This window comes from Arthrobacter sp. MYb224 (assembly GCF_002975455.1).
In the GTDB taxonomy this organism is placed as follows: domain Bacteria; phylum Actinomycetota; class Actinomycetes; order Actinomycetales; family Micrococcaceae; genus Glutamicibacter.
The window spans coordinates 12365-25407 of sequence record NZ_PCPU01000003.1 but is presented as its reverse complement, the minus strand read 5'-3'; the positions used below and the strand labels follow the sequence as shown (position 1 = coordinate 25407).

The window sequence follows — 13043 nt, the reverse complement described above, 5'->3', positions numbered from 1 at the left end:
AGGAGCACCAGATGACCGAGACGATCGCCGAGCACATGATTCCCCTGACCGACGAGCAGATTCCGGATTTGTTGGACTATCTGGGCATACCCGGGTTGGCCGATATCCATGTGCACTTTCTGCCCGAGCCGATGCTGGAAAAGGTCTGGGCGTACTTCGATGAGGCGGAGCAACGTTATGGTCGTTGCTGGCCGATTACCTATCGCATGGCTGAGGACGCCCGAATCCAACGGCTCCGTGAGATCGGGTTGGCGGCTATCCCTGCGCTTTCGTACGCGCATAAGGCGGGCATGGCCAGTTGGCTCAATGATTGGGCGGCGCGCTTCGCCGAACGCGTCGACGGGGCACTGCATTGCGCAACCTTTTACCCGGAGCCCGGGGTAGGCAGCTACGTTCGGCAGGCCATCGATGCCGGGGCACAACTATTCAAGATCCACATCCAAGTCGGCGGGTTCGCGCCCCACGATGCGCTGCTCGACGAAGCATGGGAAGTCCTCGAGCAAAGCAGGATACCGGTGGTCATCCATGCCGGTTCGGCACCGTTGAGCGGCAACTACACCGGGCCGCAGAACGTTCGAATCCTGCTGGAGAAGTATCCGGACCTCGTGCTGGTCATAGCGCATATGGGGATGCCCGAGTATCACGAATTTGCCGATCTTGCCGAGGCGTTTTCAGGCGTTTACCTGGATACGACCATGGTGGGTACCGACTTCACCAACGAATTCGCGCCGATGCCGCAAAGCTATATTTCCCGTTTGGCTTCACTCCAGGACAAAGTCATTCTCGGCTCGGATTACCCGAATATCCCTTATCCCTATGCGCATCAGCTGCAGGCACTAGCCCGGTTGGGGCACGGAAAATCCTGGATGCGAGCGGTGCTCTGGGAGAACGGGGCACGGCTGCTGGGACTTTCGCAAGCTGGCTAATCTCTAGGACTTTGACCGCATAAAGTAGAGCTGCGCTGTTCCTCAAAACGGGAACAGCGCAGCTCTATTATTTACTTGTGCTTAGAAAGCTGGGATGACGCTTCCATCGGTCCAAGTTTCGCTAATGTAGGCTCCAACCTCATCGGAGTGCAGCAGTTCGTCGAGCTTGGTGATTGCAGGAGTTTCTTCACCGGCACGCCAGGTCAGGAAGTTAGCATGTGGATTGTTTTCGCCGCTTTCCTGATCAAGTTCTTCGTCAAGATTCAACTTGGCCTGGGCAATGAAGTTTCCGTTGATTACCGCAACGTCGACGGAATCGTCTTTGGTGTAAACCTGTGGAACCTGTTCGGCATTCATCTCAGTGAACTTCAGTTTCTTGGGGTTCTTTGCTTCGTCGTCCTCAATGGTCAACACGGTGTCGCTGTCTTCCAGTCCGGAAAGCAAGCCTGTGCTTTCCAACAGACGCAAGCCGCGAAGCTGATTCGCTGGGTCGTTGTTGAGGACGACAGATGCACCTTCGGTGACGTCAGCTGGCTCACTGAACTTTTTGGAGAAAACGGTCATCGGCTCGACATGAATGCCTTTGCCGTGCTCAAATTCGTAGCCCTTGTCCGCAACCTGCTGGGCTAGGTAAGCCTCAGTTTGGAAGTAGTTGGCATCAAGTGAGCCATCTTCCAACGAGGTGTTTGGGAGGATATAGTCATCGTATTCAACGATGTCCAGATCGATGCCAGCATCTTTGGCAAGCTCTTCATCAACGTACTCAAGAATCTGAGCGTGTGGAACAGAGCTTGCGCCTACAGTGACGACAACAGGGTTTGCCGGGTCCAGGCTGGCTTCTGCGGATGGTTCGGTGGAACCGGTGCTACCGCAAGCGGTCACCGCAAAGAGAGTGGCGACACCAGTGACGGCGAGAGCGAGCTTTTGACGCATGTGAGTGATTCCTTTGATATGGACCGTTGCCGGTAACGGGGGAGCTGAATGGAGCGGTGAGGGTGCCGCCCCAGTCCGCCGGTGGCCCGGCGGAATAGTGATTTCCTAGCGGTGATCAACCTTGCGGGCAATCCAGTCGCCGAGGATCTGTACCACTTGCACCATTATCACGATGATGATGATGGTAATGATCATGATTTCAAGTTCGTAGCGCGTGTAACCGTAGTTGTAGGCCAACCGGCCCAAGCCGCCGCCGCCAACCAAACCTGCCATGGCAGAGTATCCAATGATCGTCACGACGGTGGTGGTGATCGCCGAGACTATACCGGGTAGCGCTTCGGGAACCATGACCTTGCGAATAACCTGCATCTTGGTGGAGCCCATGACCAGCGCGGCGTCGATCTTTCCGGATGAGACATCGCGTAGCGCGGTCTCCACCAGTCGAGCAAAGAAAGGGACCGTACCGATAGTCAGCGAGACTGAGGCGGCGATGGGACCTAGCGATGTGCCAACAACCAATGCCGAGAATGGAATCAAGGCGACCATCAAGATTGCGAACGGGATTGAACGGGTGATATTCACGATGATGCCCGACAAAATCACGTTCAGCCAACGCATGGGCGCCAGCCCAGTCTTATCGGTGGTGTGCAATAAAATGCCAATCAGCAAACCCACCACGACGGATACTACCGACGAGATGAAAACCATTTGCATGGTCTCAACGGTGGCCGGCCACATGGCCTTGGTGATGCCTGGGTTATTCAAGAGTTCAGTGAAGTAATCCATAACTTACTTGGCCTCCTTCACGGTCACTGCAATACCTGTGGACTCCAAATGTTCGATAATCGCAGCGATGTCCACGTCTGGGGCAAACTGCACACGCAGATGCGCGAACTGCTGGTCGCCCAGATGCTCTACGGAACCTGCCAAGACATTGACGTCGGTGTTGAACTTTCGTGCGATGCCGGAGATGACCGGCTCGGTGGCTTGCGCGCCCGTGTAGAGCAGGTCAAGTACGCGACCTGCACCTTCTGCCTGCGGGGCTTCTCCCGGCAGTGGAAGCAGCGTAGAAGCCAAACGTCCTGAAGCGTTGGTGATGACCGCTTCGAGGTCGCCGTGCTCCACGATCTTGCCGGCTTCGAGCAGGGAAACCGAATCGCAAATCTGCTTGACGACGTGCATCTCGTGGGTGATGATCAGTACCGTGATGTTCAACCGGTCGCGAAGCTTCCTAACCAGTTCAAGAATTTCATCGGTGGTGGCCGGGTCCAAAGCGCTGGTTGGCTCGTCGCAGAGCAGCACGTCGGGGTCTGTCGCTAACGCGCGGGCGATACCCACGCGCTGTCGCTGACCACCGGAAAGCTGCGATGGGTAGCCCTTGGCGAACTTCGTCAGCCCGACGAGTTCCAAAAGCTGCGCAACTTTCTCGGCGATTTCCTTCTTCGGTGTGCCCACCAATTCCAGTGGGTAGGCAACATTCTGTTCGGTGGTTCGTGAATCGAACAGATTGGCATGCTGGAAGACCATGCCGATACGGCGACGAGCGTTGCGTAACGCGTCGGAGTCGACATTCGTCAGTTCCTTGCCGTTAACCGCAACGGAGCCGGACGTAGGCTGGTCAAGCAACGTCAGGCAGCGGACAAGTGTTGATTTGCCAGCTCCGGAATGTCCAACGATGCCATGAATTTTCCCGGTCGGGACTTCAAGGCTGACACCATCCAGTGCAACAACGTCATTGCTGCCTTGACGATAAACCTTACGCAGGTCACTAACTGTGATCACTAGGCGCGTTCCTTCAATTCTCAAGGGGTATAGAGAGTACCCTCCATTGAATCACTATCGAACAATATCGCCCGAACCGCCCGCAAAACACATTCACTATTCTTCATATGCGGCCAAAATCGGGGACGAATCGAAGATGATTCGCAGATTTGTGACTGAAGATGAACTAATGACTTACCCGGAATCTCGCGGGAGCCAGTTTTTAGGATGTGAAGTGCCTAACATTCACTGGAAATGCATGGTTTAGCTGTCTTTTATCGGCCAAGCGCCATCGACGAGGGCCTGGGGATCGCGCTTGCGCAGGTATTCCTGGAAGCTCGCGGCTTGTTCGCGAGCCCACCCGATCTGCCAGCCGTGCAAATCCTGCGGATCAACTTGTAGCTGCGGGTACTTCTCGGCGATGGCTCGCGCTACCGCCACGCATGCCACCGAATCGGCGAAGGAGGTGTGGGCATTTTCCAGGACGACGCCGTAGTGTTCGCAGGCAGCTGCCAGCGTGCGCTTTCCCTTGCGGAACTTGTCGACCTGCTTGTCGATGATGAACGGGTCAATCACGTTTCCGGGGATGAACGGCACCAGGTCGTAGCGCAAGGCCTCGGCATGCAGGACGGAGAAGTCATAGGCGGCATTGAACGCGACCACCGGGGACTGCTGGGCGGCGAACTGGAGCAGGTTGAGGATCTCGGCAACGCCCTGAGCGGCAGGAATGCCTTCCGCACGAGCTTTTTCGGTGGACACGCCGTGCACCGCGGCAGCAGCCTCGGGAATTTCAACGCCGGGATCAATCAGCCACTCCCGCTGGTTCACAACCTGACCTTGGGCATCAAGCAGAACCACCGACGCAGTGACGATGCGCGCCGTAGTGGTGTCGACGCCAGTGGTTTCCAAGTCAAAGCCAACTGCAAGGCCCTTATGCCATTCATTCATGAAATCAACGCTACCCGCTCATTCGGTCAAGCATTGGGCTGACGCTCCGGTTGTGGACGAGGATGTCCAAGTTGGCACAATAGGGACATGAGCTCCGAATCAAGCCACTTGCCCCTCGATTATGCCGAGGCCGTCCATCGCCTCGCGGCACTTGTCCCGCCGGGAGCGGTACTCAGTTATGGCGACGTAGCAGAGCTCCTGGGGGTCGGCGGCGCTCGGCAGGCTGGCAAGGCGATGGGAAGTTCACCGGAGGGGACACCCTGGTGGCGCATTCTTCGGACCGACGGCACCCTGACTGTGGCACTCGGCGAACGAGGAGAGGACGAGTGGACGCGGGAGAACACTCCCCGCCGGGGTCGACGCGTGAATATGGCCCAAGCACGCTGGAAACCGAACGATGCCCAATGGGCGCAAATTGATTCGCTCAAAGCGGCGTTGCAACCGGGCTACTTGTCCGAAGCGGATGATCAACTATGAACATGGAAGATATGACCGACCCGGCACAACTGGATACGTCTTCGCTGCTTGAAAGGCTGGCAACGGTAGCCAAACCTACCCTCGTGACCGGGGCCCCGGGGACCGGGAAAACCACGGCCCTGCTGGACACAGCCGTGGCGCATCTGGACGCTGGTTTGGATCCGCTGCAGCTGTTGATTATTGCGCCAACTCGTCTGACCGCTGCCGGCATTCGAGACGACCTCAGCCGCCGAGCGGATCAAACTTTTACCGAGCCGGTGGTGCGGACCTGGTCCGCATATGCCTTTGATCTCATCCGAAGGGCACGCTTGGAAGGCCTGCTGCCGAATTTGGAACGGGCTCCTCGACTCCTTTCGGGACCTGAACAGGATACGCTCATCGGCAACCTCCTCGAAGGCCACCAGCAGGGATTGACCGCGGGCCCGGGGTGGCCCGAGGACTTGAACTTAGCGGTAGAAACACGCGGGTTCAGGAAAGAACTGCGTGAATTCTTTGACCGGGTTTCTGAGCTTGGACTTGAACCGGTAGATATTGCGCAGCTTGGGGAACAGGCCAAGCGCGCAGAGTGGGTGGCCGCGGCACGCTTCTATCAGGAATACCGCGACCTACTGGACCTAGGCAGTGCCGAAGCCTTTGACCCGGCGGGTCTGATGACCCGTGCCGCCCAATTGTTCGAACAGCATCCAGAATTCCTGGCCGAAGAGCACGAAAAACTGCAGCTGATCCTCGTCGATGACCTGCAAGAAGCGACCTTGTCGCAGCATCGGCTGCTGCGGCTGATCGCGCGTGATCGCCGGCTCGTTGCCTTTGCGGCGCCAGATAATGTGGTCCAAGGATTTCGTGGTGCACGCCCCGATGAGCTGAACCGTTTCTCGCAAAATTACAGCAGCAAGGATGAGGCTCAACTCTTCGAATTGGATACCAGCTTGCGCATGGCACCGGCCATTATGGATGCTTGGAAGCGCGTCGTGCGGCGAATCCCGCTAGCGGCCGGCCTGCGCGGACGAAAACTGGAAGCGCCAGCGGAAACCGAAACCGGGCAGGTTCAAGCTCTGTGCTTTGAAAACTCCACCTTGGAAGAACGCTACATAGCCCAACGCATAGTCCAGATGGATCTCTACGAGGGCTTCCCTCTCTCCGACATGGCCATCGTGGTCCGCAACGGTTCACAGGTACGGTCCTTCAGCCGGTTCCTCGAAGGCCAAGGGATCGCGGTCCAGGTTCCACCGGCCGAAATCCCCTTGAAGGATGAGGGCGCGGTACGGCCCTTGCTCGACCTGGTCCAGCTGGCCCTGGCCGGCGGCGTAAGCGACGATCCGCTGCTGATGCAGAACCTGCTGCTCTCGCGCTACGGAATGAGCACCGCCTTGGAAATTCGACGCCTGAGGCAGCTGCTGCGCCAACGCGAAAGCTCGGTGGGCGGACGGCGATCCAGCCAAGAGCTTCTCGAAGCGAGCCTTCATGAACCGGAACTGAGCCGTGACTTGGGGCCCGTAGCCTTTGGCTTGGAACGCCTGCTGAGCATGTTCAGTGCCTTGCGCACCGAACTTGCCAGCGGGCAGGCAACCCCGGAAACGGCGCTGTGGGCGTTGTGGGAAGCTTCGGGCCGGGCCAACGCCTGGCGCAAGGAAGCGCTGGGCACCGGAAATACCGCCCGTCGTGCCGATCACGACCTGGACGCGGTCCTTTCGCTATTCCAGGCAGCCGAACGGTTTGTGGATCAGCTGCCCGGTGCCAGCGTGGAACTTTTCATCGATCACATTTTGCATCAGGAACTGCCGATGGACTCGCTGGCCTCGCGAGCCACCGGGACGAAAACGGTCACGGTGCTGACCACCGCGGCGGCCGCAGGCAAGCACTGGCCCGTCGTATTCATTCCGGGCCTGCAGGAAGGCAGCTGGCCGAACCTGCGGCTGCGCGGTGAGCTGCTGGGTTCCAACGCCCTGGCCGACGCGGTAGAACACGGCCTGGCCTTCCTGAGCACACGCACCCCGACGCAGCTGGTGCGCGGAATCCGCAATGATGAAATGCGAAGCTTCAGCAACGCCGTTTCGCGCGCCTCGCGATTGTTGATTTGCACGGCGGTGGATAACGAGGACTCGCAACCCTCATCGTTCTTGGACCTGGTTGACCCAAACGGCGGCGCGCAACGAGAACTCACCGCGGTCCCACGAATCAGGGCCCTGCCCACGCTGGTGGCTGAACTGCGTTCGATGGCCGAACGCGCCAAGGCCGCGCAACTCGGTGCGGTCCCCGCTCCCGAGCACGTTTCGGCCGACGAAATTTACCACGACGCCATCACGGTGCTAGGGCAATTGGCCGACAGCGAATACCCGGTGCGTGGCGCTCACCCAAAGGGTTGGTGGGGATTGAAGCCACTGAGCACCAGCGCCCCGGTGGTTCCCGCCGATCAACCGCTGCGCGTGTCACCCTCCAAGGTCGAGACCCTGGTGAAGTCGCCGCTGAACTGGTTTGTGCAAAGCGCCGGGGGAGAAGCGGCGCATGACTTCGCCGCCTCCCTGGGCACCTTGATTCACTCCATCGCCGAGGAGCACCCGGAGGCCAGCGGGAGCGAATACTCGAACATCCTCGAGCAGCGGTGGCCGGAGCTGGAAAAGCTCCCGAATTGGGAGGGGCAGCGCGACTTTGACAGAGCCGAAGAAATGCTCAAAAAACTCGCGCAATACAGCATCGCCATGCGCACCTCCGGGCGTGAACTACGAGCGAGAGAACTGTCCTTCCAGGTTGACGTTCCGCAGGAAGGCAAGCATATCCAGCTGCGCGGAGTCATCGACCGGGTGGAAGCCGACGCGCAGGGCAAGGCCACGGTGGTAGATCTGAAAACCGGTGGCAAAGCGCCAACGCTCAAAGACACCGAAACCCACCCGCAGCTGGCCGTCTACCAGACCGCGGTGCAGCTCGGTGCATTGCAGCAGCACGATGAAACCGCCGCGCTTTCCACCGAACCAGCCGGAGCGTCGCTGGTCTACGTCGGTACCCCGACGAAGTCGGTCACCCTGCGGGATCAGCCGGCCCTTGGAACAGAAACCTGGGCGCGGGAGCTGATTCTCGAAGCGGCCGAGCTGATGGGCGAGAGCGAATTCACCACCCGGCACACCATTGGCTCCGAGGGCCTGCGCGGATCGTGCACGCTGCCCGAAATCTGCCCATTGTGCGAGCAAGGACGACAGGTCACCGAACCATGAGCAATATTCGATTCACCCCGCAGGAACTTTCCGAAGCCCTAGGGGAGCAGTTCCCGCCAACCGCGCAGCAGGCCGAGATCATCTGTGCCCCCTTGGAACCCATGCTGGTCATCGCCGGCGCGGGTTCCGGCAAGACGAAGACCATGGCGGACAAGGTGGTTTGGCTCGTCGCCAACGGGCTGGTTCGCCCGGAAGAAATCCTCGGTGTGACTTTCACGCGCAAGGCAGCCGGCGAACTTTCCGCACGTATCCGAGCCAAGATCGCGCAGCTAGTGGCCACGGGGCTGCTCGGCGAAGAGGAAACCAGAGACTTCCTGGACCCGGCGGTATCCACCTACCATTCCTATGCCAATACCTTGGTGCAGGACTACGGACTTCGCCTGGGGATCGAAGAAGACACGGTATTGCTCGGTGCCGCGCAATCCTGGCAGCTGGCCCATCAGGTGTTGGAGAGCTATACCGGAAACTACGAGCATCTCGGCTCGGCGACCAGCACGCTGATCGACGCAATCGTCTCATTTAGCTCCGAGTCCTCCGAGCATCTGGTCTCCCCGCCGCAAGCCCAGCAATGGCTCGACAACCTCATTGCCGAAGTCTCCCTGTTCCCGATGCAGGCGGACAAGGAAAAGAAACGGACCGTTGCGGCGCAGAACATGATCGACCGGCTCGCCTCCCGCGCGACCATCGCCGAGCTGGCCCAGGAATACGCCCTGTCCAAGGCGAAACTCGGGGTAATGGACTACGGCGATCTGGTCTCCCACGCGGCGCATATTGCGCAGGAAGTTCCGGCCGCGGCGCTTGCCGAGCGCACCAGCCACAAGGTGGTGCTGCTCGATGAATTCCAAGACACCTCGCATGCCCAGATGGTGCTGTTCTCGCAACTTTATGGCGATGGCCACCCGGTGACCGCGGTGGGGGACCCCAACCAATCCATCTACGGATTCCGCGGTGCCAGCGCCGGCCAGCTATTCCGCTTCCCCCAGGAATTCCCCATAGTGCGCGAATCGAGCAGAGACCTCGCACATGTCAAGCACCTCACGGTGGCATGGCGGAATACCGTGAACGTCTTGGACGCGGCAAACCACATTACCGCTGGCGGTCAGCAGCCGGCCATTGGACCGGTCTCCGTCAAGCCGCTTGAACCCTCGGCTTTTGCGCAGCCCGGCCGAGTAGTGCTCAATCGCTGCGCGAGCGTCCGCGAGGAGGCCGAACGGATCGCGGACCTCATCGTGGCAGAAAATCGCCAGGGCGTCGGTGCCGAGCACAAGACCAGCGCGGTGCTCAGCCGCAACCGGGCGAATCTCTCGGTGATGGGCGAGGTGCTTGGCGAACGGGGCATTGCCTATCAGCTGGTGGGGCTGTCCGGGCTGCTCAGCACCCCTGAGCTCACCGACCTCGTGTCCTGTTTGCATGTGCTGGTGGATCCGTTGCGCTCGGACAAGCTGATGCGCTTGCTCGCAGGCGCCAGATGGCGTTTGGGCGCCGCCGACCTCGCAGCATTCGCCGATTGGTCGCGTTCGCTGGCCCGGCGCCGGGAGCGCGGGCTGAATCCCGAACTGGACTCCGCCGAACCGATCACCCAGAATCAAAGCACGGAGGAGGCGGCCCGCGCGGAGCTCAACGACGCTGCAAGCCTGATCGAGGCGCTGGATTACCTTCCTCCGGCTGGTTGGACGAGCTCCGACGGCCGGCGGTTGTCGAATACCGGCTATGAACGGCTCGAAGCGCTGCGATCCGAACTGCGGCAATTGCGTTTGATCGCCAACGATGATTTGGAAGCGTTGATTCGAGAAGTCGAACGCGCCATGAACCTGGACATCGAGGTGGCTGCCAGACCGTGGATTGCCGCGGACAAATATCGGGTGAACCTGGATGCCTTCGCCGATGTGGTGCGCGAATATTGCCGCAATGCCCCGCGCGTGGAGTTGGCGGGTTTCCTCATGTGGCTTGAACAGGCCGCCGAAAAGGAAAAGGGGCTCCCGCTGCCCTCCGAAGATGCTGATCCGCTGGCGGTACAGTTATTGACTATTCATGCCTCGAAGGGGCTCGAATGGGACATCGTCGCGGTGATGTCTTTGAACGAGGGGGTCTTCCCGGGAGCCAAATCCGATCGTTGGACCAGCGGCGATAAGGCGCTGCCTTGGCCGTTGCGCGGAGATGCCGGCGATTTGCCGCAGTGGGATACCGACCAGCCGGCGCTGAAGGAACTGATCGAGGCCGAATCGATCTTCAAAGATCGGGTGGACGACCATCATATTGCCGAAGAACGCCGCCTCGCCTACGTGGCAGTCACCAGGGCTAAGTCATTGCTGATCTGTTCAAGCAGCATTTGGTCGGGATCGCGCTCCAAGCCCTGTGAACCTTCGGTCTTCATGGACGCACTGCTGCCACTGGCCGAAGGGGAGGAACCCCGCGCCGAAATTGGAGTGTGGGTCCAAAACGATCAGGGGCCCGAGGAAAATCCGGTACGCTCCCAACCGATGGAGGCGCGCTGGCCGTACGACCCGCTTGACGGGCCGGTGATTACCGGCACCGTGCAAAAGTCGCCGCACCCCTATTCTCGTCGCGAGGTGCTCAGTGCGCTTGCCGAAGACGTTGTTGCCGCCAAGGCGAAGAGCCAGATGCTGACCGGCTTCGGTGAGCATTGGAAGGACGAGGCGGAGAGGTTGCTGGCGCAACGCGAGTTCCTGAACAACCGCGAACGCGTCATCGCTGCGCCCGAGCATGTGCGGGCCTCATTGTTCGTTGAACTTGCCGAAGACCCTGTGGAGGTGCTGGAGAACCTGCGCCGCCCCGTTCCGCGCCGCCCCGGCCTGGCTGCCCGGCGAGGCACCGCATTCCACGCCTGGATCGAGGAATACTACGAACAAACCCAGATGCTCGACCTAGGCGAGATCGTGGAGCCAGCGGATCGATATATTGACGACGTGCTGGATCTTGCCTCGATGAAGGAAGCGTTCCTAGCCAGCGAATGGGCCGAACGCCAACCGGCATATGTTGAGGTGCCGCTGGAAACACGTGTGGGCCCGGTTGCGGTACGCGGGCGCATCGATGCGGTCTTCCAGCTTGAAGATGGCACCTGGCTGATGCTCGACTGGAAAACCGGAAGGGTGCCCAGCGGCAAGGACCTGAAGAGCAAATTGGTGCAGCTGGCGGTCTACCGTCTTGGCTGGTCACGCCTGCACGGGATCCCGCTGGAACAGATTCAGGCCGCGTTCTACTACGTTGGCGCCGGCATCACGATTCACGCCGAATATCTGGCATCCGAAGAAGAACTTGAATCCATGATCGCCGGGGCCTTCGAAAACCTGACGGAGCAGGTCGAAACGGAAGTTACGAAGTAGTTTCTTCCTTGGAGTCGGTGCCTTCCACGGGCACCGACTCGCTTGGCTTCGCATCCGGTGCAGGGTTATTTCCCGAATCGGCCTTCGCGGCATCCTCCGGCGAAGTGCTGTCTGCGGCCGCTGCGTCGTCTGTGTGCTGTGCCGCGGGGGACTGCACGCCAGCTTCAACGGGGACGGCGGAGACCGCTGGAGGCTTGGGCGTGCTGTCCTCCGGTGGGGCGTCGGTTTCTACCTCATCCTCGACGGGTAGCTGTGTAACCTTTGAAGAGTTGATTGCCGGAGCGCTCGGCTTCGGCGCTACTTCAGGTTTCTCAACCGAAGCGGATGCCGGAGCGGCCAGCGGGCGCGGAGCCTGAACGACGGACAGCGGCTCACCGCCGTACTCGGCTATATTCGTATCCAGTTCCTGCAGCATTTCGTCGGCATCGGCAATGCGCTCGGTGTCTTTGCTGTCCAGGGACTTGACCAACCACTGGGCGAGCGCGAATTCCGCAGCCAGCGCAGCACGGCGCATGATGTGCGGATCTGCTGAGTTGCCGCGAGCCTCCACATAGGCGGCGAATACTCGTTCGCTGAAGCTCTGGTCATCAATGGCGGAGAGCCAGGCGAAGTCGTCGGCGGGGTCGCCCACATGCAAGTCGGTCCAGCCCTTGACGGCGGTAATGATTGAGTGTGAAACCTGCAGCTGCTCTTCATCGAAGTCGCCATGGACCACCGTGGCGTTAAAGCGCCACAGCGACACATCTTCCATGGCGTGCTCCCAACGCCGCAGCAGGCGGCTAGGCACTCGGCCCGTCGCGGCGGCGGTGTCCAGCTCGTTGAGCTTGCGCTGGCGAACTTCATCGGCGGTGTAGGTCGGCAATCCGGCAACTTCGACCGAATCATCGGGAATCTGGTGGATCGCCGCCATGCACTGACCCAAGGCCACCGCAAGCTTGCTTCCCTCCTCGACAAGTTCGTCGAGGGTGGGAACCCGGCCGGGAAGATCTTTATATACGAAGGTTCGCAAGGGGCCCTGACGCACAGTTCCGGCGACAGAGGGCAGGGCGAACGGAAGCGCGGCCCTGACCTTGGCCGAAAAAGCGCGCAAGGCGGAAAGCTCCGCTTCCAGGCGCATACTCGCTTCGTCGTGGCGCGGCGAGCGTACGCGCCAGCGGTGTTTTTGGGAATCTACGATGAGTGCCGAATCGAAGTCTTCTGCATCATCGGACAACGCGGCGAACCTTACCGGGGTCAATCCCGGCACGGCGGCGGTGGCAATAGCGGCGAGTTCCATGGCAGAGCGTTTCACATCCTCCACCGTATGCGAGATCCGGCGTTTCATTCGTTAATGACGCACGGAAGATGGCTAGTTTCAACGCACATGACGGCAGATGCGATTTAGATCATTCGCAATTGTTTTCACCGTGAAGCCAAACCAAGCCAGTGCTCAGCGAATTGCACTAGGT

9 protein-coding genes are annotated in these 13043 nt (G+C 59.9%); 4 read left to right on the top strand and 5 right to left on the bottom strand.

What is annotated here, in order from left to right; translation table 11 throughout:
- Positions 1–11: 11 nt before the first annotated feature.
- Positions 12–926 (top strand): amidohydrolase family protein, encoded by a 915-nt coding sequence (locus CQ017_RS06040; RefSeq protein ID WP_258133518.1) that lies wholly within the window; start codon positions 12–14, stop codon positions 924–926.
- 81 nt (positions 927–1007) lie between these two features.
- Here the strand turns inward: CQ017_RS06040 and CQ017_RS06035 are convergent, their stop codons facing one another.
- The 4 genes from CQ017_RS06035 to CQ017_RS06020 form a co-directional block, all read right to left on the bottom strand.
- On the bottom strand, positions 1008–1859 hold the full coding sequence (locus CQ017_RS06035) for a MetQ/NlpA family ABC transporter substrate-binding protein (protein WP_105553005.1): 852 nt from the start codon (positions 1857–1859) through the stop codon (positions 1008–1010).
- 105 nt (positions 1860–1964) lie between these two features.
- Entirely contained in the window at positions 1965–2645 is a 681-nt protein-coding gene (locus CQ017_RS06030; protein WP_105553004.1) for a methionine ABC transporter permease, read from the bottom strand.
- A gap of 3 nt (positions 2646–2648) precedes the next feature.
- Positions 2649–3641 carry a methionine ABC transporter ATP-binding protein gene (locus tag CQ017_RS06025; protein ID WP_105553003.1) on the bottom strand — a complete coding sequence of 331 codons (993 nt, stop codon included), beginning with the start codon at positions 3639–3641 and terminating at the stop codon, positions 2649–2651.
- A gap of 243 nt (positions 3642–3884) precedes the next feature.
- Positions 3885–4568, bottom strand: coding sequence for a 3'-5' exonuclease (locus CQ017_RS06020; RefSeq protein WP_096284601.1), 684 nt, complete (start codon positions 4566–4568; stop codon positions 3885–3887).
- Between the two features lie 87 nt (positions 4569–4655).
- Between CQ017_RS06020 and CQ017_RS06015 the strand changes: the two genes are divergently transcribed.
- The 3 genes from CQ017_RS06015 to CQ017_RS06005 are packed head-to-tail and all read left to right on the top strand — an operon-like array spanning position 4656 to position 11595.
- Positions 4656–5045, top strand: coding sequence for an MGMT family protein (locus CQ017_RS06015; protein ID WP_105553002.1), 390 nt, complete (start codon positions 4656–4658; stop codon positions 5043–5045).
- Positions 5042–8251 (top strand): ATP-dependent DNA helicase, encoded by a 3210-nt coding sequence (locus CQ017_RS06010; protein WP_105553001.1) that lies wholly within the window; start codon positions 5042–5044, stop codon positions 8249–8251. Before CQ017_RS06015 ends, CQ017_RS06010 begins: the two co-directional genes overlap by 4 nt.
- Entirely contained in the window at positions 8248–11595 is a 3348-nt protein-coding gene (locus CQ017_RS06005; protein WP_096284607.1) for an ATP-dependent DNA helicase, read from the top strand. Before CQ017_RS06010 ends, CQ017_RS06005 begins: the two co-directional genes overlap by 4 nt.
- On the opposite strand, the gene CQ017_RS06000 is transcribed toward CQ017_RS06005, so the two are convergent.
- Positions 11585–12886: a phosphotransferase gene (locus tag CQ017_RS06000; protein WP_105553331.1), complete on the bottom strand. Its 1302-nt coding sequence runs from the start codon at positions 12884–12886 to the stop codon at positions 11585–11587. The genes CQ017_RS06005 and CQ017_RS06000 overlap by 11 nt on opposite strands.
- Positions 12887–13043: the final 157 nt, after the last annotated feature.